Here is a 26513-nt window from a genome sequence, read left to right on the forward strand (position 1 = left end):
GCAAAACAAAAGAATAGGAACCATAAAAATAAATGTCCATGCTACCATCCATGATAAGTCATTGGTTGCAAGCATATAAGCTTGCTGAGCGATTTCCATGTCAAAAACGCGATCGATGACACCTCTTGTAAAATTTGACGAAATATGCGGAAGCTGTTCATATAGCTGGATAACTTGAGGATCGTAAAGAGTAGTCAATTCAGTTAAACGTCCATGATGAAAAATTTCAAGACGATCCCACAAAGCAACTGATAGAGAGGTTCCAAAACCACTACCAACTAGAATACGAATAAAATTGAACAAACCAGAAGCTCTCGCATAATCTGCGTTGGGAATATTGCCTAATGATAATTGCACTAAGGGAATAAAAAATATGGCTAAACCAAGTCCCTGAAAAAGCCGAACGAGCATGATGTGTTGAATGCTGACTTCTGAAATGAAGTTCGCCTGCATAAAAAATCCGAATGCAAACAAACAAAAGCATAGAGCTGTCCATTATCGTAGATCTAATATTTGAAGATATTGCCCGACAAAAAAGCTTAAAAGGACGGGAAAAATGCCTATAGGGGCAACCGCCAAACCAGCCCGATAAGCTGTATACCCCTGTACAGTTTGCAGCCAAAGCGGAATCACCACTGTGCTCGAAAAAAATGCTAAAAAGCCAAGTGTTGTAACAATCGTCCCAATCGTAAAATTTCGATCCGCAAAAAATTTAAAGCTAACGATAGGAAAGGGTTGATAGTAGGTCCAGATAATAAAATACGATATTCCAATCGCGGATATTATTCCTAAGATTCGAATCGCATTCGAGTCAAACCAATCAAAGTCTTCCCCTTTGTCTAACATCACTTGCAAACAAGCCACGCCTACCGTCAGAAAAAAGAGCCCGACCCAATCAATCGGATTGCGAACAATGTCACTTTCACGATCACTGAGTAGCAAGGCAACGATGACACCTGACAAAATTCCAATAGGCACGTTGATATAAAAAATCCACGGCCATGAATACTCTTCGGTTAAATATCCCCCTAAAATAGGACCGACAACGGGAGCAACCACCACTACCATTGCCCAAAAGCCCAAGGCTGCCCCCCTTTTTTCTGGAGGATTATTTGTGACAATCAAACTTTGAGATAGAGGAATTAAAGATCCTGCAACAGCTCCTTGCAAAACTCTAAAAATCACAAGCATGGTCAGATCAGTAGCAAGCCCACACATAAAGGAGGTTAAACTAAATAAAAAAACCGAATAGACAAATAGCCTTACTCTCCCAAAATAGTCAGATAACCATCCTGTCAAAGGCAACACAATGGCATTACTTGCCGCAAATGAGGTGATCACCCAAGTTCCGTCATTAGCACTTACGGCTAAAGACCCCGCAATATAAGGAATCGACACATTAGCGATGGAGGTATCCAAAATTTGAATAAACGTACCCAAGCCCAAGGCAATATTTAGTAATAATAACCTTGGTCCTGTCAGTAACTCATCTTTCATTGCAATCAACTTGGCAAACGTTTGTAAAAATCGTCTTGACGATCTCATCCATACGAGTATCTAATTCTGTAAAATCGAGTTCAAAAACTCCGGTAACAGCAACAGGATGTGTTTTAATTTCTTCGACTAGCATAGGTAGAGATGTATCTGTGACATCCACTGTCACATAAGCTGAAAGACCTAACCGCAAAGGAAATTCTTTCATTTTTTTAGGATCTAGCCCAATTCTTACAGGGAGTCTTTGTACAATCTTAATCCAGTTTCCCGTTGCATTTTGAGGAGGAATCAAAGAAAAAACACTACCTGTACCTGAGGCTATACCTAAAACGACGCCGTCAAATTTGGCACATCTTCCATAAATATCAAATGTAACCGTCGCGGGTTGCCCCACACGCATATGTGTGAGTTCGGTTTCTTTAAAATTGGCATCCACCCACATGTAATCCTGAGGAATGATGGCCATTAAATAACTTTGGGGTGTAACTGCTTGCCCAACCTCCACAGTTCGTTTCGCGATATGACCTCGGCAAGGAGCATAAATAGAACAGTGTTTTAGATTGTAGTAGGCTTGACGAACGGCTTTCCTTTGGGTAAGCAAAATTGGATGCTCCTCCATGGCTGTGTTCCCTGCCGCGTCAACTGCCACCTGCAATTGATTAAGCGCTTGTTGATAGTCCAGTTTTGCAGTCAGAAAAGCATCACGAGAATGTGTGTAATCCTCATTTGTAACGGCTTTGATATCCACCAGATTTTTTCTGTTTAAAAAATCGTATTGTGCACGCTTCAATTGCACCTTTCGATTTTCAACGGTCGATTGATTGACTTTCACGGTATCATAGATCTGCATCACCTGCAGCACTGTTGAAGATAGCCGTGTAAGTTCTTGTTCATATTGAACTTGATAAAGTGTTGGATCAAGTAAAACTAATAGCTGACCTGTCTCTACTAAATCGGTGTCGTCTGCAAAAAACGCAATAGGAGTTCCAGCAATGACACTTGTGACATTCACTAGATTGCCATTCACATATGCATCATCAGTCGACTGGTGAAATCTGAAATAGGCGAGCCATAACACTAACCAAGCCAGTGCAATGAGCAAAATAACAACGGTCAGAATAATGAGGGGTTTCTTCCGATTTTTCGCACTTTCTTTGAATTGTTTTTGTTTTTCATCTTGAGCCGCTTGAGTTTCATCATTGGGCATTGGTGTAAGATTTTCTTCTATAGGAGTTTGATTTTGTGTTGTCATGATGCATTCTCTTCGCAGATGTCATATCCACCACCTAATGCTTTGATTAAGTTTAGAATGGCGGAAAAAGTGTTATTCAGGGCAACAGCTTCATTGTCTAAGGCTGTAATATATGTTTCCTCGCTTAAATGTATATCGATAAGCGAGCTTAGGTTATTTTTAATGCGTTGTTTAACAAGATCTAAAGCTTTACGCTGAATATCAGCATCCTGTCTAGCTTCTTGTAGCCTTATATAGCTTTGCTTAACAATGACAAGTGCATCCAAAACTTCCTGGACTGCATTGATCACTCTTTGGTTATATTCAAAAATCGCAAGGTCATAATTGACTTCACTTCCCCGCAAATTTGCCGTTAACAATCCCCCATCGAAGATGGGTAAGGTATATGCGGGTTCAAAGTCATAGACGGAACTTCGGGCTTCAAATAACTTTTTAAAATGAATGGTTTGAAAACCCAAAAGAGTTGTTAAATTGAAATCGGGATAAAAACCCGCCTGTGCGATTTTTATTTGCCTGCCAGCAGACTCTAACATCCAAAGCTGCGAAATAATATCGGGTCGATGAGCAATCAAGTGTAAAGGCAAAACATTGGGTAATGGAACTTTTGGCAAGGCTTTATTTGGAATAGAGATAGATTCAATTTCTGTATCAAACTCACCTCCGATGTAGCTTTGGACCTGCAATTCATCATGCAAAGCACTTTGTACACGTTGTGATAAGGTCTGTCTAGCCGCCGTAAGAAGATCTTCAGTTTGATAAAGATTTAAATTGCTATCAAGATTATGTGTAATACGGTTTTTAATGAGATTAAGGTTATTTTCTCTAATTTGCACAAGCCGCTCTGTTAATTCTTTTCGATAGCGATCGGTTTGCAGCTGAAAATAAGATTGAGCAAGTGAAATGCTCACTGTTAATTCTGTAAAAATCCGATCCGCTAATGAAGCTTGCAACTCTCCAAGGGCAGCTCGATAAGTATTTCGGCGTTTTTCCCAAAGATCAAAATCGTATGTCAAAAAGAAGTTAAAATCGTACTGTGTGAAATAAAAAGGAATGGGTACTGCAACTGGAGGAATCACTCCCACTGGCGGGGGAGAAGCCTGTGCAGGAATGAGCGATGTTTTACTTAATTTTTCCCGTTGCACATCAACTTCGTTGTAGACATTTGGATATAAATAGGACCTTTGCACATCTGAACGATAGAGCGCGGAATAAACTTTTGCTTTCGCAGACTGTAGAGAGGGATTATTCGAAAGAGCTCGATTAATGAGATCTGTCAATTGATCATCGTTAAAAATTGTCCACCATTCTTGAGGAACCCATTCCGTTTTTTCAAACAAAGGAAGATCCTCAACATCTTGAACCGCTTTTATCAATGGGGCATCTGGAATCTCAATTCCTGAGGCAGACGGGATACGATTTGAACAGCCGCTCAAGAATAATAAGCAGCCTAAAAAAATACGGACTAAAAGTTTCATGAATAGTAGGTCCAGGGTTCCATCATATGAAAAAATCGCTTCTTTTTTTTCATATGCGAATCTGGCTTTTTTGTCTTTTAGTTTATTAAATTAAATTTTGATTGGGAGATACAGCGAAAATTTGGCTCCTTTTACAGGTAAATTTTCTACTTTAAGCTTTCCTTTATGCACTTCGGCAATTGTTTTTGCAATCGCTAGACCTAAGCCCATGCCAGGACCTGTTTCTTCAGGAAGTCGAAAAAATTTTTCGAATATGGTTTCAAGTTGATCTTCGGGAATTCCCTTTCCTTCATCTGCGACAGAAATGACCACATACTTATCTAATTTTTTTGCCTCTACTTCTATCGTGGAATCAGAGGGAGAATATTCAAAAGCATTGAAAAGTAAATTATATAGCAAAATCTCAATCAAATAAAAATCGATGGGAATTAACGGAATTTTTTCATCAATGTGGATGTTCAATCGATGCCCATTCTGCGCTCTTTTGACATTAAAACAACATTCATGAATCAATTCTTTGACATCCTGTAAACTTAAATTCAGCGGAACTAGCCCTTCACTCAGCTGCGCCATTGCCAAAACGTTAGTCAAGATCTTTGAAAGTGTTTCAGCTGCATTGTCAATTTTTTGTACTTCTAGACTGTCTTTATTTTGATCTTTAAGAATTTGAACTGATGTTTGAATACTCACGATTGGATCGCTAAATTCGTGGGAAATGCGATCTAAAATTGTTTTATGGACCCTTTCCATTAGCTTTAATTGCTCGTTCTGTTTGGTCTCTTCTTCAGAAAATTTGCGTTCGATATGCCCTGTTAACTGTCCTCCGATTGTGTAAATAAAGTTCTTTTCTTCAGGGGACAAATTTTTTGCGGTATCGGGTTTAAAAACGAGAATCCCGACAATTTCGTGAAACCCTTTTAGAGGAATATATAAGTTGTTAGCTGAAGGGAGCGTGTCCGTTGACCAACCGGCTTCTTTTCCATTTTCAAAAGCCCAAATCGCTGTATTTTTCTCCATATCATTTGTTAGCAAAGAATTGGAGTCATCGAATTTTAATCCATTTCCTAATTGCTTCACGATGATCTCGAACTTCCCTTTGAAAAACCGATCTAATTCTTCTTTTACAGATTTAAAAATTTCTTGGGTTGAAGGGCCGCTGGCAATCTTTTTTACAACATCATACAACAAGCGGGTCGTTTCTTCACTTTTCTGGAACATTTCCTTATGTCCCCTGGCTCGATCAACTAAAATCCCTGTAGATGCCGCAGTCATAATATATAAAACCAGTAAAGCAATATCTTCTTTTTTACTAACTTCAAAACCCCATATGGGGGGAATAAAGAAAAAATCCCAGCATAGAGCAAATAAAAATGCTGCAAAAATGATGGGACCTTTCGTAAAAAATAAACTCAGCAACAAAATACCTAATAAATAGATAACTCCAATAGTCTCATACCCCACAAAAGGGGCCAAAAAAAAATTCGCTAAAGTAAATAAACCTGCAAATAAAAATACGTAAATGTAGTTAATAAAAGGAATGTGAGAAAATGGCAGAAAAAGCATTTTTTTTGTGTAAGAAGCATCTTTATCTTGCCTAAGGATATGGATGTCCACTTCTGGGCATTCCGCAGCTAAAAGATCGGGCAATGAAAAATAGGTTGATGTACCAAAAACGGTTTTTTCCAAAGAGCGCCCTAAAAGAATTTGTGTCACTCCTTTTTGTCGAACAATGCTTTGTATGCCTTCGGCAATGGTTGGATTTTTTATCGTAACAACTTCGGCTCCCAAATTGCGTGCTAGCTGTAAATTTTTGGTTAATTGCTGGCTGTCTTGCTCATTCAATATACGCTCATTATTGACGTAAAGCGCAATCCAAGGGGCATCAAAATTGACCGCCATGCGACATGCCCGTCGAATGAGTTTTTGTGAGTAGGGACTTTGACTCACTGCCACAAGAAATTTTTCCCTTGCTCGCCAAAGTGTGCTTCGTTCCCCTGTGGGTTCCATTTGCCGTAAATCACGATCCACTTTATCAGCAGCGTATCGCAGCACAATTTCTCGTAAAGCGGTGAGCTTATCTTTTTTAAAGAAATTTTGTGTCGCAATTTTAGATTGCTCTGGTAGATAAACTTTTCCCTCTTTTAGTCTTTGCAATAATTCATCGGTTGTTAAGTCAACAAGCTGAATAGAAGCCGCTTTTTCAATGATTAAGTCTGGCACTGTTTCTTGAACAACAACTCCTGTAATCCCATGAACGACATCTTTTAAACTTTCGATGTGTTGGACATTTAAAGTGGTGTAAACATCGATTCCATGGTCTAATATTTCTAAAACATCCTGCCATCTTTTATTATGTCTCTTTCCAGGTATATTCGTATGAGCAAGTTCATCAACAAGGACAACATCAGGTTTTAAAAGAATGATGGCATCGAGATCTAGTTCTTGAAATTCTCGATCACGATAAGTGATAACTTTTTCAGGGATTTTTTTGAGACCCGATACTAAGGCTGACGTCTCACTTCTCCCATGTGTATCAACAATTCCAATGACAACATTGACACCTTCTTTTTGAAGAGCTTGTGCTTCCTCCAGCATCGCATATGTTTTTCCTACACCAGCTGCCATTCCTAAGAATATCTTGAGCTGCCCCTTTTCTTCACTCTCCTGAATTTCTGTCATCCTTAAAAAATCTTCTGGGGCGGGTCTCTCTTGCTCACTCATTGTATCCCTTTAATGGAAGCCTCTGCTTCTCATTTAATTTATCCAAAGCTTGATTTAGAAGGAGCACATTCACATACGGTTCGCCAAAAATGGATAAACTAGGTTCGATGACCATTTCTTTGAGAAAATCGATCAGTTCATATTCTGACATTCCTCTTGCTCTAGCTATCCGATTGACCTGAAAAAAAGCGACATCACGGCTAATATGCGGATCTAAGCCACTTCCAGAAGCGAACAATAACTCGGCAGGCACTTGAGAAACATCGACTAAATGAACACTCGCCACTCCAGCTTTTCTTTCCGCGACCATTTTTTCAAGAGCTTTACTTGTCGGTCCCAAATTGCTTCCTCCTGAAGGAAGAGGATTAAAATCTACAGCCGAGGGACGTGCCCAAAAATAACGCTCACTCTCAAATTTCTGTGCAATTAATTCTGCTCCAATAGTTTTGCCTTTATCTACAATGATTCCTCCATTTGCATTTTCCGGCATGAAGATCTGGGCGATAATTGTAATCACGACAGGATAAATCAGGCCAAGCAATACAACCATACAACCAAGCATACGAAGAGCTTGCATAACCATATTTACACCAATCCTAAAAAGGTAATCAACATATCGATTATTTTAATTCCGAGGAATGGAACGATGATTCCTCCTAAACCATATACCAGAAGGTTATTTCTCAATAAATCATGAGCGGATTGTGCACTATACTTGACCCCGCGAAGTGCCAGAGGAATCAAAGCAACAATAATTAAAGCATTAAAAATTAAAGCACTCAAGATTGCACTGTGTGGGGATTTTAAGTGCATGAGGTTCAGAATCGACAAAGGACCTTGTTGGTCGGAATCTGTCACATAAAGGACACTAAAAATCGCGGGAATTATGGCAAAATATTTAGCGACATCGTTGGCTATACTAAATGTCGTTAAAGCCCCTCTTGTCATCAACATTTGTTTGCCGATTTCCACAATATCAATCAATTTGGTCGGATTGCTATCCAAATCAATCATGTTTCCTGCTTCTCGTGAAGCTTGCGTACCTGTATTCATTGCCACAGCCACGTCTGCTTGAGCTAGTGCTGGGGCATCGTTTGTTCCATCTCCCGTCATAGCCACAAGTCTCCCCCCTGCTTGTTCTTGTCTAATTTTAGACAATTTCATTTCTGGAGTTGCCTCGGCAATGTATTCATCCACCCCCGCTTCTGCGGCAATTGCTGCTGCCGTCATTGGATTATCACCCGTTACCATAACAGTACGGATGCCCATTTTTCGCATTTCCGCAAAACGCTCCTTAATTCCCCCTTTGATTACATCTTTCAAGTGAACAATTCCAACAATTTTCTCTTGATCGCTCACGAGCAGAGGCGTTCCCCCCATTTTTGCGATGGATTGAATCACAGCATCTAATTGTGATGAATATTTCCCCCCCAAGCTCATAATATGTTTTTTAATCGCATCTGCAGCTCCTTTCCGAATTGAGCGGACGACCTTTCCGTGATTGTCTTTGAAATCGACTCCACTCATACGTGTTTTTGCAGAAAACGGGATAAAAGTTGAGCTCCCCGCTTCAACGGATTCTCCACGCCAACCAAATAGATTTTTGGCTAACACAACGATTGAGCGCCCTTCTGGGGTTTCATCCGATAAAGATGCGAGCTGCGCAATTTTTGCAAATTCTTTTTCCCCAATATCTGTTGCAGGCAGAAAAGCTGCAGCCATTCTATTACCAATTGTGATGGTCCCTGTTTTATCCAAAATTAATAGATCAATATCACCTGAAGCCTCCACAGAACGTCCACTCAATGCAATGACATTCTTTCTAATGAGCCTATCAATTCCCGCAATCCCCACCGCGTTTAAAAGTGCACTGATCGTTGTCGGAATTAAACACACAAGCAAAGCCGCTAAAACGGGAATGGTTAAAATCTGAGAAAGATCTTGTTTGGCGGCTGCGCTGCTATAATCTCCGAACATTTTTAAAGTGCTTGTGGTCAACAAAAATATAATTGTTAAACCAGATAAAACAATACTTAGTGCAATTTCATTGGGTGTTTTCTGTCTTTTAGCACCTTCAATGAGATGAATCATTTTGTCTAAAAAGCTCTGTCCGGCATCTGACACAACGCTAATTTTTAAGCGATCGCTTAAAACTTTCGTACCTGCCGTAACGGCACTTCTGTCTCCCCCACTTTCACGAATCACGGGGGCCGATTCTCCAGTAATGGCAGATTCGTCCACGGTTGCGACCCCCTCAACAACCTCTCCATCTGCTGGGATAATGTCTCCTACCTCACATATCACAACATCCCCTTTTCTCAACTGATTACCGGGAATTTGAAACTCAATTCCTCCCTTATCTTGTTTAGCAAAAATCTCTGTTTTGGCTTTTCTAAAGCTATCGGCCTGGGCTTTTCCACGACTCTCTGCAATCGTTTGAGAAAAATTTGCAAAAATCAATGTTAGCCACAACCAGAGAGTGATTTGAAAATCAAACCAAGATAAATTTCCATAAAACATTTGTTGCAAGAAATAAAAAGAGGTTGCAAGTGCAACAATGTATGTGACAAACATCACCGGGTTTTTAAATTGGGCTTGAGGGGTCAGCATGAAAAAAGATTCTTTTAAAGCATTCAAAATGGCCTTGATATCCAAAACATTCACTTTCTTTTGTGACATAATCAATCCTCAGAATGACACTTTCTTTAACATTAAAAAATGCTCGACAATTGGTCCTAAAGCAAAAGCTGGAAAAAATACAAGACCTCCTACAATCAAAATAATTCCTCCTAAAAGAATGGCAAATAGCAATGATTCCGCAGAAAAGGTTCCGATTGAGGGGGGAATAAACTTTTTTTCTGCCAATAATCCCCCGATTGCCAAGCTGGGAAGAATGGTTGAAATTCTGCAGATGAGCATGATCGTACCCAAAACCAAATTGTAATAGGGGGTGTTCGCGTTCAAACCCGCAAAAGCACTTCCATTGTTTCCTGCTGCCGATGAAAAGGCATATAAGATCTCAGAAAGCCCATGAGGTCCCTGATTAGAGAGGCTACTCAAAGCTTTAGGTAAAATACTCGAAACCCCGGAACCTAATAAAATTAAAGCACTCGGCATAAGCACAGATAGCATGACCCATTTGACTTCTTGTTTCTCAATTTTTTTACCCAAATACTCTGGTGTTCTTCCTACCATCAAGCCTGAAAGAAAAACGGTTAAAATGGTATACATCAACATTGCGCATAAACCAACGCCCACGCCCCCAAAAATAAGCTCTCCTAGCATAATATTGAACATAGCTATTCCACCCGCCATTGGTGAAAGGCTCGAAATCATCGCATTAACAGATCCATTCGATGTTCCGGTTGTACTCATTGTCCATAAAAGACTATTTGCTACACCAAAACGTGTCTCCTTCCCTTCCAAATGGGGAAAGGCATCTAAAATAGGATTGGCTAAATTCTCCGAATAAAGGGACAATCCAAGACCTCCCATCCACAATAACAACATAACGACATACAAAATCCAGGCATGCTTCTTTGATCCGATCATAATGCCATAAGCATAAACAGTTGCAGCTGGAATGACTAATATAGCAAACGCCTCCCAAAAATTACTGAACGGGGAAGGATTTTCAAAAGGGTGGGCACTATTGGTATTAAAAAAGCCTCCACCGTTCGTTCCCAATTGCTTAATTGCAACTTGAGATGCAACCGGACCGAGCGGAATTGTTTGTTCATGGCCTTCCAAACCAATTGCTTCGACATAAGGAGAAAACGTTTGCACAACCCCCTCTGCAACTAAACAAATTGCCATGATAATGGAAAGTGGCAACAACAAATAGACAATCGTCCTTACAAGATCACACCAAAAATTTCCAACTGTGTTCACCATTTTTCGAGTCATGCCTCGAACCAAAACCAACAAGGTGGCCATTCCCGTAGCAGCACTTAAGAAATTTTGCACGGTTAAACCTACCATTTGCGTCAAATAGCTCAATGTGGTTTCCCCCGCATAGGACTGCCAATTTGTATTCGTGACAAAACTTATCGCAGTATTATAGGCAAGATGCCAGGAAACACCGGGAAAATGTTGCGGATTCAAAGGAAGAATGCCTTGCAAAAGCAGTAGAAAAAAAAGAAAAATAAAACCCAATAAATTAAAAATCCCTAAGACTTTTGCATACTCTTGCCAAGTCATTTCGAGATGAGGATCCACTCCGCCCATTTGATAACAGCCATCTTCTAGCCTTCCCAAAACGCGTTTCATTAAAGGATCTTTTTCAGAAAAAATCACAGCGATATATTGCCCTAGAAGGGGAGTGACAATTAAAAGAAGTGCAAGAAATACGAGAATTTGTATCCCATTAGGAATTGACATGCCTACGACCTTTTCAAAATTTTTCGGGATATAACAAGGTATAAATTAGATAACCCAAAAGAAGTATGACAATAACACCTGCAAAAATAAAATTAGTCAGCATACTCTCCCTTGATATCGATATCGTTCTTAACAAGTCTGGATAACAACTTCCCCAAAAAAAAGCAAAAAATTATTACAATATTAGATTTATTAAAAGCCTTTCCTTCCCTGTTGGATGGTGTTAAAATAAAAAAATTTAATTTATTGACATTTGAGGAAAATATTATGAAATCTTTTTTTAGCATACTTGGTTACATGATTCTACAACTTACTCTTTTGATTGCAGAAGAAGATTTCCTCGTAACAGAAAATAGGCTTACAGCTTCTCAAGCCAATCTTTTTGGAAAAACAGGTTTCAACTTTAAACCGCCCTTTGCATTTAATAAACGCAGCTATCGTATCGAACGCACAGACCATTACGGCAATAAGACGATTTATGAATATAATGTCTTCAACCATCTTGTCAAAATTATACACCCGGCAATTCCTAAATCAAATGGAGAACTTTTTAATCCCACAGAAAATTTTGAATATGATGAATTGGGATATATCACAAAAACAAGAGATGGAAATAACAATCTCACCATACAGCTAAATAATGCACAGGGTCAGCCTTATCAGATTCAATATCCCGATGGATCGATAGAAAAAATGACTTACTTCGCTAATGGAAATTTGCAGAAAAAGATATTAAAAAATGGAATGCAAATCAGCTATACCTATGATGATGAAGGTCGCGTAATCACACGAGACTTATTTTCCCCTCAAGGAGAACTCCTGGGGAGCCATTCTTACGCATATTCAGCCACTTATCTCATTAAAGAAGTAGATGCCAAAGGTCACATCACCTCTTATCAATACAATGCACAGGGACAATTAACAGGTATCATTAAAGAAGATGCCACCACCTATTACACTTATGATTCACTCAGTCGCCTGGAAACAACAAAAATACTCTTTGGATATGGAGAAAACGATTACACGCTAAAAACATGTGCATATGATTCTCAAAATCACATCATTGAAGAAAGTCAAGAAGATGCCTTTAAAAATATCTTTCGCAAGCTGACCTATGCATATGACATCAATGGAAATCAAATTGAAACAACGACCTACTCAAATACCGGCACAAGTACAACTAAAACAATCTTCGACCTTTATAAAAAGCCCATTTCTATTACAAATGCAGAAAATAATGTCACGTTCATTACCTACCGCTACGACTATAAAGATGCTTACGGACTCACCGTTCCTTATTCTGAAACAACAGATTCCAATGGAAACGTCATAGTCTCCATCTACAACACACATAACAAAATAGCGACTCTGCAAGTTAAAAATGGTCTTGGACAAATTATTCGACAAAAAAGCTTTTTCTATGATGGCGTCGATCAGCTTATTGAACTTCGAGAAAAAATCTTCAAACTGGGAAAATTTGATCGAGAAGTGACGACTAAATGGACTTACACAAGTATGGGTAATATCGCTTCTTGTACCGAGGCAGTAGGAACTCCTAAACAAAAAAGCACTATTCACACCTTTAACAAGCTGAGTCAAAAAACTTCCACCTTAAAACCCGATGGAACGATCCTCTATTTCACTTATGATGCTAAAGGAAACCTTGCAACCGTTTCTTCATCCGATCAAACGCTTTCTTATGCCTATACCTATGATCTCAATGATAATCCAATTCTCATTCGAGATCTTATTCAAAATACGCAAAATACCAGGGTCTATGATCGATCTGATCGTCTTATTAAGGAAACGCTGGGAAATGGCTTGAATGTACAATATGCCTATGATCGACAAGGGCGCATCCATTCTTATACACTCCCCGACCAAGGCCAAGTCGTCTACACCTACAATGCGGTGGATTTAATCAAAATAGAGCGATTCAACTTATTAGGAGAAAGGCTTTATTCTCAATCCTATCACTGGGACCAAGCCGGGAATCTAATCCAAAAAGATCTACCTTTCAATTTAGGTGCAACAACTTACGCATATGATTTGCTCAATCAATATAAGTCCATGCAATCCCCACATTTTAGTGAACTCCAAATCTCTTATGATGCCGTTGGAAACCTTCTCACGCAAGTATATACAGATCCTCTAGGCTGCTTACTCTGCCAATATTCCTATGATGGCCTTTATCAGCTTGATTCTGAAAGCAATTGTGCTGACCATGTTTATCAATACAATTCTCTTTTTAATCGTTTTGCAAAAGATGGTCAGCTTTTTGAATTTAACGCGCTTAATCAGCTTTTAGCAGATGAGCTCAGTGCTTACATTTACGATGCTAACGGAAATTTGACCAGTCATCACGGACAGAAATATACCTATGATGCATGGAATCGATTGCTCACTGTTACCATAGGCAATACATGCTTTAGCTATACTTATGACTCCTTTAATAGACGCTTATCCAAATCGAAAGCGGTTTGGGACGCCCCTACAAAAAGTTGGATAACTCAAGATATTCAATATTTCCTTTACCAGGGAGAAAATGAAGTTGGAGCTTGCAATGAGCAACTCGATTTAATGGAATTTCGGTCGCTAGGATATGGGCAAGGAGCGGAGATTGGCGCTGCCGTAGCTTTTGAAATTCAGAATCAAGTGTATGTTCCCCTCACAAATAGCATGGGACATGTTCAGGTTTTATTAAGTTCTGAGGGAGAGCCGGTTGATATCTATCGTTATACTGCGTTTGGGGAAGAAATGATTTTTGATCCTTCCGGCAATTCTAAAATCCCTACAACGGCTTGGCGTTTTTGTTCAAAGCGAAGGGATCCTGAAACCGATCTTATTTACTTTGGAAAACGCTACTATGACCCTCAAACAGCGCGTTGGATCACCATCAACCCTCTCGGGTATACCGAAGGATGTAATCTCTATGCTTATACTCGCAATAACCCATTAATATACGTTGATTTATATGGAGACCAAGTCGTAAATATTAAAGGATCAAACTTCTTTAGAAATTAAATTTTGGATGTATATTCTAGCCTCTTAATGAAGGGAGGCAAAATGAAATTTGAGACTGTAAAGAGGTTAGATGAAGAAAAGTTTCGCCGTTTAATGGGGTGTTAAACGAACGACTTTTGACAAGATGATAGGCATTCTAAAGCAGGCTGCTAAAGATAGGCAAACGAAGAAAAGAAGGTAAACATAGAGAATATGCTGCTGATGACTTTAGCCCAACAGAAAGGCCAAAAAAAATGGTTCGAAATAAAAAAAAGGACCTTTTAACCTACTGCGATTTGATGCTATTTGAATGCAGATTGAATTCCATTTTGATCCACCATTGGCCCAAGGAATAGCTGAATTATTTGAGTTAAAAGTTAAATCTTTCTTGCAATTGGCTTTCTGATATTGGTATACACGATTGATCTCATTGGTTAAAAGATGAGAACGAAATATGTTAAAGAAACATTTTTTTATAAGGAGTTTGTTATGGCTACAAATACACAACCTCAAACTGCGATAAAGTCGGGTTTGATTATCAGAAAAATAGGAAAGTTGACAAAACAACTAGTACACCATATTGGAAACACAATAACACCCTAACAAGTTAAATAAAAGGTACTTCTCAATTGAGAGGTATCTTTTTCAACAGGCTCAAGATGAACCATCTGTTTCTATTAAATATTGCAAATTTTGTTTTTAATTTTGCCAGAATGTTATCCGGCGCGATATTTATTATCATATTGGAAGCCCAAGGCATTCCATTATCGACAATTTCCATTGCTAAAGGCGGTCAACTGCTTGCAAGTATGCTTTTAGTTTTACCTTCTGGCATTATCGCTGATAAATATGGTGGGAAATATGCAATTATAGCAGCCTGTATTTTTTCAATCGCCTACTATTATTTTTTGATCGAACCAACTCATGAAAAGGTGATCATTGGAGAAATTTGCAATGGAATTGCATTAGCATTCTACACAGGAGCTTTTGAATCTTGGCTTTTTTCACTTACCCCTCAAAAAGACTCTCTTAATCTGCATACTCACTTAGCTCAGTCTCGTGAGTTATCCTATCTTGCTATAGTTTTTGGAGGTCTAATTGGCACGTTTATAGGCGGCCATATTTTTTCATTCTCGTTAATTCTAATGACCGTATCTTTGACCATATTTTTAACGGTTAAAAAAAGAGAAAAAAACAACCAAATTCAGATTCAAGGAAAAACAAAATATTTTATCCCCGCATTTAGGTGCCTTGCATCTAAAAGAATAGGCTTTTTTCTATTAACATCCTCATTTTTAATAGGCGGAAGTATGCAATTGATTTATCAATTTTGGCAACCATTTTTCTTCAAATTTCCAGGTGTAAATGGTTCAAAACAATCTCTTGGATTAATTTTTATTGCTTTCATGCTGACGCAGTATTTCACATCTAAACTTATTAGGAAATATGTTTTAAAAAACACAGAACAAATGATTTATTTAACCGGCCTATGTTGGATAATAGCTTCCATATCACTTTTGAATACGGTTCATACAGAAAACTTTATTTCGTCTATTGCAAGTTTTTGTTTATTTTTTGGAATGACCGCAGCAGCTTCAAATTTGCTCATGGCTCAGCTTGGTGAAATAGTTGATGCTAGATTACAATCCACGGCTATTAGCATTTTAGATTTACTTGGCAAATCGCTGGGAAGTTTTCTATTATTTTTTGGAGACGGAATCGTTACTCTTTCCCAATATAATTTTGGATGGCCCATTTTAATTTTTGTTTTCTGTCCTCTTTCAATCTGGTCTATTGTTCAAAGGAAAAAATTATGTACAACTCACATGATTTAGAATTAGATTGTCGCATAGGCAAAAAAGAAAGCGTTGAAATTTCCTTTAATAGGATTTCTATAGATAAAGAAGGTGGTACTTTCAGAAATCTGACGGATCTTGCAGATGATTATGTCTCAATCATCGGCCGAGAAAATGAAATTCAATGGATGTGCCATCGTTTATTGTGCCTATTAAAACCCAATATTTTACTTGTTGGTGACTCTGGAGTAGGAAAAACAGCATTAGTAGAAGGTTTAGCCAAATTTGCAAAACATTCCCACGACGATAGGATTAATAGCTTACAATTTATGGAATTTAGTGTGGGTTCGTTGATTGCTGGTACTTCTTACAGAGGTGATTTTGAAAAGAAGATCATTAATTTGGTGAACCATTTAGCAGCAAATAAATCGCATGTTATTTTCATCGACGAAGCTCATGCACTAGCAATGACAGGCGATGTTCATGGGGGCGGCGTGGACGCCTTAAATTTACTAAAACCATTTCTCACTTCAGGGAAAATAAAATGCATCTTAGCCACAACTCCGAAAGAACTGGCATCCCTAGCCGCTGATAAAGCATTTACACGGCGTTTTGGTATACTGCAGCTACAACATTTATCAAAAGAACAAATGTGTGAAGCTTTAAGAAAGAAGGGCGACTATTTAAGCAAGATGCACAATGTGAATGTCGAAAATAGATTTTACTCGTTTGTGGAAGAAAATTATATCAATCTTGATCATGGATTGGATTCCGCTCTCGACTTCATTGATGAAGTTTTGGCTGCTTTTTCTTTTGATCAAAAACAGAGCATTCATCAACTAATGCAGACTAGTTTTACAAGATTTTTAAACGCACGGAGATTTTTGAATGAACTTGAACCTAGATAGTAAACCTGTAATCAAAAGATCTAATTCTGCTTCTTTAACTCAAGATGGGAAAATAATAATTGGGGTGGTACCAGAGTCCAGTATTGAACTTGAGATAAACGAAGCGTGGATTTCCAGCCTGATCTGTCTTTTAGATGGGAAAAACAAGGTATCTGATATCACTAAATCCTTAAACGAGCAAGGCTACCAAGTTCTATCGAATGAAGTAATAGAAATCTTAAAAAGCCTTCTAGAGGCAAATGTCTTAGAAGATTTTGACGAGTATCAATGTAGTTTAAAAGAAGAGAATATTAGTTCTCATGATGCAGTTCGTTATGATCGGCAGATACTTCTCTTTCAAGCTCAAATGGGAAAATATAAAGATGCCTTCCAAGCCCAAAATAAAATAAAAAACACTAGAATTTCCCTTGTAGGTTTAGGAGGAATAGGTAGCTACGCCTTTTATGCACTAGCTGCAATGGGATTTGGATTTATACGTGCTGTTGATTTCGATCGCATTGAACTTTCGAACCTTTCAAGGCAAATTCTTTATTCAGAAAATGATATCGGCAAACTGAAAATAGATGTTGCAAATGAAAAATCTAAAGGAATAAATCCTCATATTACCTATGACTTTTTAAACCTTAAGATTTCAAATGTTGAAGATGCTATTAAAGCAATTCAAGATGTTGATATTGCGATAGTAGCTGCAGATATCCCTCGAGGGAAAATTTGGCAAATTTTTAGCGAAGCAAGTTTTAAAACCAATACTCCAATTTTATTTTTGGGATCGGCACAAACTTGGATCTGCTGTGGTCCATTAATTGTGCCAGGAGCCACGCCATGTTATGATTGTTCAGCACCGGAAGCCGTCTCTGGTGATCATCCCGTTGCTCAATTCCTCCGAGATAGATATACAACAACTTTAATCGACCCATATAATTCAATCGGGGCATCCCTAGGGGTTCTTGAAGCTGTGAAATACATTACTAACTTTCAAGAATGTAGAGTAATAGGCAAACGATTATTAATTGATTTAGGAACATATGAAACGTTCCTAGTAGCCGGAGAAACTAAAAATGAATGCTCAATTTGTGGGCATAAAAAGTAACGATGACAACTACATCTTTAGCGCCAGCTGAAATTTTATATAATGATGGAAATGTTTCTTTGGTGATACGACCACTACGTAAGGATGATGCTTCAACATTAAACACTGCGGTGCAAGAAAGCTTAGATAATCTTTTACCTTTTATGGATTGGGCACATGCCGAATTGAGTGAAAAAAATCAATTTAATAGAATTATCACTTCCAATCAAAAGTATTTGCAAGGGTCAGAATATGATTTTGCTGTATTTGACACCTTGGGAAATTTTTTAGTTTCAGCGAGTTGGCATCCTTCAAAAACAAGAAATAAAAAATGCTTTGAAATTGGATATTGGACGCACACTAAGCATTGCAACAAAGGACTTGCAACACTTGTAATTAAAATATTAACAGTTGCAGCTTTTGAGTTTATGAAATGTGATCGGGTTGAGATTGGATGCAATAAAGCAAATAACCTAAGTAAAAAGGTTATTGAAAAATGCGATTTTATTTTTGAAGGCGAGATCCGAAATTATTTTTCTAAGCCAACTGATAAAATGTTAGAAAATAATTACTCCTCAGAAAGGACTTATCTTATATATGGATTAACAAATGAAGATTTGTCAAAAATATCATGGTATTCTGAAATAAATAAACATGTAAAAATTTCTTAAGCTGAACTTAAGAGAAATGGAGATACGATCAAAAGTTGTGTATGAGATGAAAAAAAGAGAGTGCATCATTAAAATGTTTTTTATCACAAAAACTAAATGGGAATGCGCTCATGGAAGATTTTCGCTTTTCTTCAGAAAAAAATACCATCAACAAATGAAGTAACAGTTCAGATACCCTTCCTTCATCGGGGCATCTGAATGAAAAATGCGGTAGAGTATAATTTTAATTCACATTGCATAACCATTGTGATAGTAATGTCTGCATGAATTCAGACCAAATACCTTCTTCTCCAACTCTTTCCGGTGAACTTTTTGATTCTCTACCCGAATCGACTCATTCTTATATCCGTTATCTCGAGTCAACCATCCAGCAACAACAGATTCAAATTCTGCAATTGGAAGTTCGTTTGCATGGGCTTGAAGCCCGTTTATCAAAAGAACAGCGCCAATAGCCGCAAGCCTCCTGGAAGCGATGGCTTGAAAAAGAAAATAAAAAGCTTTCGAGGTAAATCTGATAAAAACCAGGAGCTCAACAGGGATATGTTGGAAAGGCTGGCTCAGATTGGCTCCCCTGATTTGATCGTTACCCATACCCCAACAAGCTCGCAAACAGTGTTGGAATATTTGGGACGTCTTGGCTGAGGCAAGGCTATTAGCTGTTCATCGAGAATATTTTACAAGCAATCGCTGTATAAGTTACTTCTTTCAGATGCCCCGACGAAGGAGGGGTATCTGAACTGTTACTCAGTAAATTAAACTACGGCAGCTACCTATATAATATTGCAAATAAAACATTTTCTTGTTATATTTTATTAAGTTTTTGTTACAAACGTTCATTTCGAGAAATACACGAAAGTCTGGAAGTTTGGGTAAACTCATTCAATAAAGTGGATTTCAAGTCATTTTATACTTAAAAAGGATGATATAATGGGTTATAAAAGAATTTTAAGTCTATGCATTGTCCTACTTATCACTCAATTTTCCTCGGTGTGGGCCTTAGAATCTGCTTCCCAAACTCAGTCGGCCACTGCCGTTGATTATTCCTGGGATGAAGTCACGGAATATGCACGTGTGCAATTCTCAATGGAAGGGGAATTAGTTGCGAAATCTGATGGTTTTGTTTATTTGAAAGTAGATGATGCGTACATTCATACTCTTTTTCCTATGTTAGAATTGGAAGATGGATACGACAAGCCTCCTTATTTCCGTACAGAAGGCGCACCAGGTGCGCATATCAGTGTTTTTTACGTAGATGAAAACATTACGCCCGAAGAAATCGGACAAATTTTCCAGTTTGAACTGAAACAAATTGTGATTGTTCAGCCCTCTAAAACAGCAAGCTACGTCGTCTTGCAAGTGGAATCCCCAGAACTAGAAGCACTCAGAAAAAAATATGGTTTGAGTCCTAAGCTTTTAGGACATGATTACCATATTTCTCTAGCTAAAAAAGTGATTAGAAATTAGGGCGTGTCGTCAATTAAGCCAAATAATAAAAGCAGGAAAACTCAAGAAAGAATTTCTAGGATAAACCCACAGTTATTTGCACGGAAGTGAAGAATTTGAGAGGAAGTTTCTTGGACCGAGTCACTATACCCCCTCTCCCGACTATGAAAATTCTACTATACGCTCGTCAACTTACGGGTGGGCGGTATGCAAACTACAAAATGATACTTTTCAGAGATGTTTTATCCCACGAAACATTATTTCCGTGGCCCCCATCAGCGTTGCCTTGAGGAAATTCAAGAATGCGTGGTTCGATTTCTGTTGGAAGCTTAACTTTCCACGATGAATCTCCTGCTGGGCATCTACACTGAATAATCATCTTTGATTCGCATTTAGAAAATTCACCTTCGTTTGCGTAATAAATATCACTATGCCCCCGATTCTTATCTCTAACATAAAGAAAGACGCCAGCATCTTCACTGTAGAAGATTTTTTTTACTTCTTTACCATCAGCTGGTTTGAAAATTTTTCCTTTCTCAATCAAAGCTTTAATCTTTTCACTGACTATTGAAAGGGTTCTATGTACCTCATACCTTTCTCCAGAGAGGCATATCCATACAGATGCGGTACAATGCTCATCCGTTTCTTGTACTTCAAGCGTTGTTCTTCCAACTGATTTAAATATGAATACTTTTGACCCAAAGTAATTCAAATTTTCACCATCTATAGTCGGAAGTTTATCATTGATATGAATGGTCCAATGGGATCGACTATTCCTAAGTCCATGGTAAGTTACAGATACCTTGTAAGCAAGATCATTACTTTCTTCTTTGATGATCATCACTTTAGACTTGTGTTCACCCTTTGTAAATGTATATTCTACAGTACCTTCGACTCCTTGACTAATCGAGATCATTGGATCCTGATATGACATTCCTAAACCAAACATATGTGTCCTTTTTAAGTTGATTCACACTTCCGTATGCTGAGGAACGATAGCACAAAAATTAAGAAAGCATCAAGACAATCTTAGTCATCGGTCTTCCTGTTTTGAGCTCTCTTTCCTCTTAGGAAAGTGATTTTCTCTTTCTTAAGATCGCCTACAATTTTATTGATTTTTTTTCTGCCAAGCATGCTAAAGTGACGGCAACCACTAGCAACATTTTTAATGCGCCCAATCGTTTCAACTGAAATTTACACTGTAATGCGTTCTTAGATTGAAGACACATCCAACACCCCGATTTTGCATTACCAGGTCGTAAAGAGCTTTTATAAAGTGATGTCGCGCTATGATGTCATTTTAATCGATAACACTGAAATTCCTGTCAAACGACCTAAAAACAAAAATGAACCACTGAAGTAAGAGACGAATTATATTAATTAGGTCTGGGATATTACAATCAATCGCGTGATGTTCCTGATGACCTCCTCAAAAGAATCGTCAAAATTGAATTTTTTACAGAAAATTTTAAAGAACGGTTTGCAAAACTAGGTTGAGAAAATGCAAATACTCTTTCAAAAACATATTATAGCAGGATTTCCAGAAAAAACACAGCCTATGCCAATAGCCTGCGGCAGAAAATTTTCCGGGAAATGTCCAACTAATCATAACATCTTTGAACGGCCCTGCATGAAATCTTGAGAAACCCAATAAAAGTCCTGGCTACTTAACTTCTTTTTCAACCAGAGCGGCGTCCAAGAACTCATACTTCCGATTTTGTATCCAGCCCATTTTGCCAAAATATGCAAAAATGCATATGGAATCATAAGCGGTTGATTTTGCAACAACCTTTCAATCATTTCTCACACATATTTTTTCCCTCTAGCGCTATCTGAACCGGCTTCTTGCAGTAATGCATGAAGTTTTTTTCTGGCTAAGCCTGTATCAAAATGACGCTCGAACTCTTGCTTTAATGAATAGCGATGTGAAGTGATGAACGATAGCTTCAGCTACATAAGCAATGCACATAGAAAATAAAAACTCTGAAAACATCTTAACGCTGGCTATTTTTTGGAAAAATTTATCTTAAATCAGGCTCTACTAAATAAATATTTTTTTCAAATGAGCATTAAACAATTTTCATAATTTCTCAACATCACAAATCATTAACTGCTGGAATCCATGACGACCGTATTTTCCATAAGCCAAGTCTGGATGAATATAAATCTTGCGTCGTTCTCCACAAGTCATTCCAGAAGCCCCTTTAGCAAAACCAAGAATGGTATCTGAAAGTACTAGTGTAATAGGTCTTTTGGATAAACGGGTATCTTGAATAACTACTTCCTCGCCTTTGCATAGCCGACTTTCAATGAGGTGTATCTTAAAGGTATATTCAGGAGTTGTTATGGCATCATTGCCTGATTGAAGGACTTCGTAATAGACTTTGTGTGGAATAACCTCCACAACATTTTTTCTCTTGGCGACTTCTTCTAAATATAGCTCTGCAGCTTTCAAGTTTAGACATGCGTGATAGGAAGATATCTTATCCAATAAGGAAAGCATTTGCTGTTGACACTCATGTTTGTGAAGAGGCATTTTTTTTCCAGTTTCTAGTTCATTCAAATTTTCCACTACCACATCGAGGTCATAAAAAGGACTATATTGAGATAATTGATTCCAAAATATATTTGCTATGCAAAGAGAAATTTGATGGCGTTCCTCATCACTCAAAATTGATGATACTTGGTCATCAACATTTCGATGCGTTGGCAATGCGCTAACTTGATGTAAAACGTTATGAAACACATAATAAGCGCCTGAAAATAAAAAAAACACCATTACAAAAAAGATCATTTTTTTCATGATTGCAACCGAGATAAAATGATTTCTAAAAAGTTTTCAGAAAAATAAATCTTTATTAGCCTATCACGAATTTTATCATACGCCTTTTGCCTTGCAATCACCTCCTGATCTCCTTCAAAAGCCATATATTTCGGTATTTTTATAGGAGATAGGGTCTCATCCCTTAGGCTCAGATTTATTACTTTCAAATTATCAGACAAGTTATTGAGCTGCCGAATAATATCGGGGATCTTTAATTCTCTAAAATTGGAATATTGTGAATCTATTGATTTTTTATCCTGAAGGTTTAATAGAATGGTTTCCGTAGTTTTAACATTTAGCCCCTCTAAGGCAAAAGGTCCAATCATGAGAGCATCGATTAACTCAAATTTGTCTCGAAATCTTTTAGCATTGGTTGCATCATAGCCTAGTAGAAGCCCCAGAGCTTGATGATATAAGTGTTTGTCATACTCTAATTTTAAGTGCTCTAAAGTCGGTGAGCAAATAACTGTTGCTATGCGATCTACATCTTGAAAAACAATGTTCATTAATGGCTGATGTTTATCATAAAGAGCTTGTACCTTTTGTTTGTGATACAAAACAAATCCAATCAACTTATAATCGACACTCACATAATCCATTAAAATAAAAGAGTTTGAAGGAAAAGATGATTTATACTTCTGCCATACAAGCCATCCTTTATAAATAGTCGCAAAGGAGTTGAGGGTTGATTGGTTAAAAAAAAATCCAAGTTCTAGATCCACATAAAAATCAGAAAATGCTATCGGTTTATCGCCAAAAAGGGCGTAAGCAAAATCTCCATCTGCCATTAGATAGCGGAATAAGCATTCTAAATCTTGCCTATCTTCAATAGGCATGGAAGTTAAAATATTTTGTAAATTTTCTGTTTGTTTGGTATGCATCCCATCATAACACTCTGCAAAGGCCAACAATGGCAAAAACAAGACGGTAAACGCAAAGGTCATGACAAACCGTTTATATAACATCCAAATTTCGTTGCTAATTTTTTTCACTTGGGACATACATATGGACAATGCTGGCAATATGGATAATCCCATAATTCATTTTTTTTCGTACACCTTGGGCATACCCAATAACCAACACCGCATTTATATTCAATAAAAATTCCTCGATAGTTGCCACATAGACTGTTAACAGGAAGCATTTCATTATTTAATGTAACAAATATTTCATCGCCTGAAAAATGAATTTGGGAAGAATCTATAAAAATCGTTTCGTTGCCTTTCCCTTGGTTTTGCTCAGCAGCAATAGAGCATTTCATTATTGCAGCATTTCCACTATTCATAATGATGCAGAGTAAAAACATGAGTAAAATAAAATAAGATTTCATAAATTTCTCCTTTTCGTATGTTCAAGTTATTTTTTCATTTTCCCTTAATTTCATACAACTTGCTACAACTGTAGTATTTTTGTCGAGACCTTTTCTTCTCATTTTCGTCTCATTTTTCACGAAGAATTTAGATATAGTAATTTAGGTCGCGTGGTATTCCTGATGGCATTCTCAAAAGAATCGTCAAATCAAAAATTTAGCAGGATTTCCAGAAAAACACAGCCTATGGCAATAACAGCAGAAAATTTTCCGGGAAATGTCCAACTAATCATAACATCTTTGAACGGCCCTGCATGAAATCTTGAGAAACCCAATAAAAGTCCTGGCTACTTAACTTCTTTTTCAACCAGAGCGGCATCCAAGAACTCATACTTCCGATTTTGTATCCAGCCCATTTTGCCAAAATATGCAAAAATGCATATGGAATCATAAGCGGTTGATTTTGCAACAACCTTTCAATCATTTCTCGCACATATTTTTTTCCTCTAGCGCTATCTGAACCGACTTCTTGCAGTAATGCATGAAGTTTTTTTCTGGCTAAGCCTGTATCAAAATGACGCTCGAACTCTTGCTTTAATGAATAGCGATGTGAGTGATGAACGATAGCTTCAGCTACATAAGCAATGCGATGTTCTTTTTTCAACAATTGGACAACAACTGCTGTATCTTCTCCTAAAAGGACTGAAGGAAATCCTCCAATTTCATCTAAAGCTTGATTGCGATATGCTGCACATGAATTTGAACAAAAAAAAGTGTACGTCCCAAATTGAGCAGCATCTTCAATACCTCTTAGATGACTTTGAGCAGGATAGTTAAATTCTCGCGGAAAGGACTCAAAAAAGTCCGCATCTGTGTGTGCGATTTGGCGAGCATATGCAATAGATGCCTTTCTTTGAAGAATAGGCTCCAGTAAATATTCTAATCCTTCGGAATTTGTCAGATAGGCATCTGGGGTCATCATCACCACAATATCTGTATTGAGATGTTTTCTCGCTAATTCCCGAGTAGATCCATGATTGAATAAAGACCTTTCAATCACCAATGTCTCCGCTCCCATTGCTTGCGCAAGCTCAACTGTTCCATCATTGGACGAAGAATTCACGACAAGAATGCGTGGCTTTAAAGATGAGTTGAAAAGAGGTGGCAAACAAAAAGGTAAATGCTTCTTCGCACAATGTGTAATAAAGACAATGCCTATAGAATCAACCATGCTTATAGCTCCCATATGTCTGTTGATAAAATACGGCTAGCTCATCCCAAGCTTTTTGCTCATCCCATTCCAGATAACGAAGAGGATCCGTATTATAACGTTCTTTCGGCTCTGAATAGTCTGTCTGGGTATGCAGCTCAAATTCGCAAGACAAATCTAAACGAGGGCGCAGCTCTGAGGAAAAACGCTTGGTAAAACTTCCCTGGCTTTCCACATAACCGCTAGGATTTAGTTTTTCAAAGCCAGGCTCATCCTTAAGATTTTCTATGAAATGGACATATGCCTTCGCGAGTAACGCTACGTGAATGTTATCACGGACATAGGATGGATGACTAACTGCCGCAACTTCTTTCTTAAACCATTTCTGCACAAGATATGCCGTAAAACGAGGCTCTTCATAGGGACCAAAAGGGTTAGGGATGACGAATTTTCCTAACTTCATATCCAATTTTTCGGTATAAAATCGGAAAATTTCAGATGTTAAGCCTTTTGATAACCCGTATGGTGAAAAGGCTTTTAATGGATATGTCCCGTCCCCTTCATTTTGTTCAAAAACCGTTCCCGTTAAGACCACCTTTTTACATTGTTGCATCAATAAGGCTTCTAAAACTTGTTTAAGATGGCTGACATTGTTCGCGACAGCTATTCCAACATCAAATTCGGGGCTCTTATAATTCGTCACATCAGCTGCGTGGTGACAAAATAGATCCCATGGGCCTTTATTAGCGATAAGTTCTAAAAAACGTTGGCTGCCAAAAGAACAATTGAAAATAGCTTGAACAAAAGGAAGAATGGCCTGAACACGTTGTCCGCGTGTTCCGGAATAGTCGGTATGGGAGCGTTTAAAAATAGCTGTCACTTGATGTCCCTGAGCAGCCAACTGTTTGACTATCCACATACCAGAAAAAGAACTAGCTCCAGTAAAAAGAATGCGCAT

22 protein-coding genes and 1 pseudogene are annotated in these 26513 nt (G+C 38.0%); 8 read left to right on the forward strand and 15 right to left on the reverse strand.

Translation table 11 applies throughout. The features are described 5' to 3' along the window. From AB7E63_RS06780 to kdpF, 9 genes and pseudogenes are all read right to left on the reverse strand, one after another. A pseudogene (locus AB7E63_RS06780) lies at positions 1-453 on the reverse strand (MFS transporter); the annotation flags it as partial. A gap of 42 nt (positions 454-495) precedes the next feature. Next, positions 496-1497, reverse strand: a complete 1002-nt coding sequence (locus AB7E63_RS06785) for a DHA2 family efflux MFS transporter permease subunit (protein WP_428419025.1) — start codon at positions 1495-1497, stop codon at positions 496-498. Beyond that, positions 1487-2746, reverse strand: a complete 1260-nt coding sequence (locus AB7E63_RS06790; RefSeq protein ID WP_284452750.1) for an HlyD family secretion protein — start codon at positions 2744-2746, stop codon at positions 1487-1489. The genes AB7E63_RS06785 and AB7E63_RS06790 overlap by 11 nt, the downstream gene beginning before the upstream one ends. After that, positions 2743-4221: an efflux transporter outer membrane subunit gene (locus tag AB7E63_RS06795; RefSeq protein ID WP_006339755.1), complete on the reverse strand. Its 1479-nt coding sequence runs from the start codon at positions 4219-4221 to the stop codon at positions 2743-2745. The genes AB7E63_RS06790 and AB7E63_RS06795 overlap by 4 nt, the downstream gene beginning before the upstream one ends. A gap of 90 nt (positions 4222-4311) precedes the next feature. Continuing rightward, the gene (locus AB7E63_RS06800; RefSeq protein ID WP_006339756.1) at positions 4312-6942 is read right to left on the reverse strand and encodes a sensor histidine kinase; all 2631 of its coding nucleotides are present in this window, start codon (positions 6940-6942) and stop codon (positions 4312-4314) included. Continuing rightward, positions 6935-7525 (reverse strand): potassium-transporting ATPase subunit KdpC, encoded by a 591-nt coding sequence (gene kdpC / locus AB7E63_RS06805; RefSeq protein ID WP_006339757.1) that lies wholly within the window; start codon positions 7523-7525, stop codon positions 6935-6937. Before kdpC ends, AB7E63_RS06800 begins: the two co-directional genes overlap by 8 nt. A gap of 2 nt (positions 7526-7527) precedes the next feature. Beyond that, complete coding sequence (kdpB, locus tag AB7E63_RS06810) at positions 7528-9621, reverse strand: potassium-transporting ATPase subunit KdpB (protein ID WP_428419029.1); 2094 nt, start codon at positions 9619-9621, stop codon at positions 7528-7530. A 9-nt stretch (positions 9622-9630) separates the two neighbouring features. Next, a complete protein-coding gene (kdpA, locus tag AB7E63_RS06815) occupies positions 9631-11322 on the reverse strand; it encodes a potassium-transporting ATPase subunit KdpA (RefSeq protein ID WP_284452752.1) in 1692 nt (563 codons plus the stop codon). Between the two features lie 13 nt (positions 11323-11335). Beyond that, positions 11336-11425 carry a K(+)-transporting ATPase subunit F gene (kdpF, locus tag AB7E63_RS06820; protein ID WP_079891772.1) on the reverse strand — a complete coding sequence of 30 codons (90 nt, stop codon included), beginning with the start codon at positions 11423-11425 and terminating at the stop codon, positions 11336-11338. Between the two features lie 164 nt (positions 11426-11589). On the opposite strand from kdpF, the gene AB7E63_RS06825 reads away from it, so the two are divergent. The 8 genes from AB7E63_RS06825 (at position 11590) to AB7E63_RS06860 (ending at position 20233) form a co-directional block, all read left to right on the forward strand. Beyond that, on the forward strand, positions 11590-14346 hold the full coding sequence (locus AB7E63_RS06825) for an RHS repeat-associated core domain-containing protein (protein ID WP_428419032.1): 2757 nt from the start codon (positions 11590-11592) through the stop codon (positions 14344-14346). Positions 14347-14984: 638 nt separating this feature from the next. Continuing rightward, positions 14985-16160: an MFS transporter gene (locus AB7E63_RS06830; RefSeq protein ID WP_006339761.1), complete on the forward strand. Its 1176-nt coding sequence runs from the start codon at positions 14985-14987 to the stop codon at positions 16158-16160. After that, positions 16139-17029, forward strand: coding sequence for an AAA family ATPase (locus tag AB7E63_RS06835; RefSeq protein ID WP_006339762.1), 891 nt, complete (start codon positions 16139-16141; stop codon positions 17027-17029). The genes AB7E63_RS06830 and AB7E63_RS06835 overlap by 22 nt, the downstream gene beginning before the upstream one ends. Then, a complete protein-coding gene (locus AB7E63_RS06840; RefSeq protein ID WP_284452754.1) occupies positions 17010-18119 on the forward strand; it encodes a HesA/MoeB/ThiF family protein in 1110 nt (369 codons plus the stop codon). The genes AB7E63_RS06835 and AB7E63_RS06840 overlap by 20 nt, the downstream gene beginning before the upstream one ends. A 2-nt stretch (positions 18120-18121) precedes the next feature. Continuing rightward, positions 18122-18769 (forward strand): GNAT family N-acetyltransferase, encoded by a 648-nt coding sequence (locus AB7E63_RS06845; protein WP_428419035.1) that lies wholly within the window; start codon positions 18122-18124, stop codon positions 18767-18769. Positions 18770-19032: 263 nt separating this feature from the next. Further along, a complete protein-coding gene (locus AB7E63_RS06850; RefSeq protein WP_006342620.1) occupies positions 19033-19221 on the forward strand; it encodes a hypothetical protein in 189 nt (62 codons plus the stop codon). Continuing rightward, entirely contained in the window at positions 19181-19411 is a 231-nt protein-coding gene (locus AB7E63_RS06855) for a hypothetical protein (RefSeq protein WP_006342621.1), read from the forward strand. The genes AB7E63_RS06850 and AB7E63_RS06855 overlap by 41 nt, the downstream gene beginning before the upstream one ends. Before the next feature lie 285 nt (positions 19412-19696). Then, complete coding sequence (locus tag AB7E63_RS06860; RefSeq protein WP_079978249.1) at positions 19697-20233, forward strand: hypothetical protein; 537 nt, start codon at positions 19697-19699, stop codon at positions 20231-20233. A 193-nt stretch (positions 20234-20426) separates the two neighbouring features. Here AB7E63_RS06860 and AB7E63_RS06865 read toward each other — a convergent pair whose 3' ends face one another. From AB7E63_RS06865 to AB7E63_RS06890, 6 genes are all read right to left on the reverse strand, one after another. Continuing rightward, entirely contained in the window at positions 20427-21161 is a 735-nt protein-coding gene (locus tag AB7E63_RS06865; RefSeq protein WP_006342623.1) for a hypothetical protein, read from the reverse strand. 1131 nt (positions 21162-22292) lie between these two features. Then, entirely contained in the window at positions 22293-23015 is a 723-nt protein-coding gene (locus AB7E63_RS06870) for an FKBP-type peptidyl-prolyl cis-trans isomerase (protein ID WP_039377881.1), read from the reverse strand. Next, positions 23012-23824 (reverse strand): hypothetical protein, encoded by an 813-nt coding sequence (locus AB7E63_RS06875; protein WP_428419038.1) that lies wholly within the window; start codon positions 23822-23824, stop codon positions 23012-23014. Before AB7E63_RS06875 ends, AB7E63_RS06870 begins: the two co-directional genes overlap by 4 nt. 200 nt (positions 23825-24024) lie before the next feature. Next, positions 24025-24366: a hypothetical protein gene (locus tag AB7E63_RS06880; RefSeq protein WP_059359693.1), complete on the reverse strand. Its 342-nt coding sequence runs from the start codon at positions 24364-24366 to the stop codon at positions 24025-24027. A 268-nt stretch (positions 24367-24634) separates the two neighbouring features. Continuing rightward, a complete protein-coding gene (locus tag AB7E63_RS06885; RefSeq protein WP_428419040.1) occupies positions 24635-25576 on the reverse strand; it encodes a glycosyltransferase family 2 protein in 942 nt (313 codons plus the stop codon). Continuing rightward, positions 25569-26513: an NAD-dependent epimerase/dehydratase family protein gene (locus AB7E63_RS06890; RefSeq protein ID WP_006342091.1), complete on the reverse strand. Its 945-nt coding sequence runs from the start codon at positions 26511-26513 to the stop codon at positions 25569-25571. Before AB7E63_RS06890 ends, AB7E63_RS06885 begins: the two co-directional genes overlap by 8 nt.

The organism is Parachlamydia sp. (assembly GCF_050255895.1).
In the GTDB taxonomy this organism is placed as follows: Bacteria; Chlamydiota; Chlamydiia; order Chlamydiales; family Parachlamydiaceae; genus Parachlamydia; species Parachlamydia acanthamoebae.

Coding starts and splice junctions, on each gene's coding strand:
- AB7E63_RS06790 (WP_284452750.1), bottom strand. CDS start 2,746: ATGACAACACAAAATCAAACTCCTATAGAAGAAAATCTTACACCAATG.
- kdpB (WP_428419029.1), bottom strand. CDS start 9,621: ATGTCACAAAAGAAAGTGAATGTTTTGGATATCAAGGCCATTTTGAAT.
- AB7E63_RS06825 (WP_428419032.1), top strand. CDS start 11,590: ATGAAATCTTTTTTTAGCATACTTGGTTACATGATTCTACAACTTACT.
- AB7E63_RS06885 (WP_428419040.1), bottom strand. CDS start 25,576: ATGGTTGATTCTATAGGCATTGTCTTTATTACACATTGTGCGAAGAAG.
- AB7E63_RS06845 (WP_428419035.1), top strand. CDS start 18,122: ATGACAACTACATCTTTAGCGCCAGCTGAAATTTTATATAATGATGGA.
- AB7E63_RS06860 (WP_079978249.1), top strand. CDS start 19,697: ATGGGTTATAAAAGAATTTTAAGTCTATGCATTGTCCTACTTATCACT.
- kdpC (WP_006339757.1), bottom strand. CDS start 7,525: ATGGTTATGCAAGCTCTTCGTATGCTTGGTTGTATGGTTGTATTGCTT.
- AB7E63_RS06865 (WP_006342623.1), bottom strand. CDS start 21,161: ATGTTTGGTTTAGGAATGTCATATCAGGATCCAATGATCTCGATTAGT.
- AB7E63_RS06840 (WP_284452754.1), top strand. CDS start 17,010: ATGAACTTGAACCTAGATAGTAAACCTGTAATCAAAAGATCTAATTCT.
- AB7E63_RS06870 (WP_039377881.1), bottom strand. CDS start 23,015: ATGAAAAAAATGATCTTTTTTGTAATGGTGTTTTTTTTATTTTCAGGC.
- AB7E63_RS06855 (WP_006342621.1), top strand. CDS start 19,181: ATGGGCTTGAAGCCCGTTTATCAAAAGAACAGCGCCAATAGCCGCAAG.
- AB7E63_RS06875 (WP_428419038.1), bottom strand. CDS start 23,824: ATGGCAGATGGAGATTTTGCTTACGCCCTTTTTGGCGATAAACCGATA.
- AB7E63_RS06800 (WP_006339756.1), bottom strand. CDS start 6,942: ATGAGTGAGCAAGAGAGACCCGCCCCAGAAGATTTTTTAAGGATGACA.
- AB7E63_RS06785 (WP_428419025.1), bottom strand. CDS start 1,497: ATGAAAGATGAGTTACTGACAGGACCAAGGTTATTATTACTAAATATT.
- AB7E63_RS06850 (WP_006342620.1), top strand. CDS start 19,033: ATGAATTCAGACCAAATACCTTCTTCTCCAACTCTTTCCGGTGAACTT.
- AB7E63_RS06830 (WP_006339761.1), top strand. CDS start 14,985: ATGAACCATCTGTTTCTATTAAATATTGCAAATTTTGTTTTTAATTTT.
- AB7E63_RS06880 (WP_059359693.1), bottom strand. CDS start 24,366: ATGAAATCTTATTTTATTTTACTCATGTTTTTACTCTGCATCATTATG.
- AB7E63_RS06890 (WP_006342091.1), bottom strand. CDS start 26,513: ATGCGCATTCTTTTTACTGGAGCTAGTTCTTTTTCTGGTATGTGGATA.
- AB7E63_RS06835 (WP_006339762.1), top strand. CDS start 16,139: ATGTACAACTCACATGATTTAGAATTAGATTGTCGCATAGGCAAAAAA.
- AB7E63_RS06795 (WP_006339755.1), bottom strand. CDS start 4,221: ATGAAACTTTTAGTCCGTATTTTTTTAGGCTGCTTATTATTCTTGAGC.
- kdpF (WP_079891772.1), bottom strand. CDS start 11,425: ATGCTGACTAATTTTATTTTTGCAGGTGTTATTGTCATACTTCTTTTG.
- kdpA (WP_284452752.1), bottom strand. CDS start 11,322: ATGTCAATTCCTAATGGGATACAAATTCTCGTATTTCTTGCACTTCTT.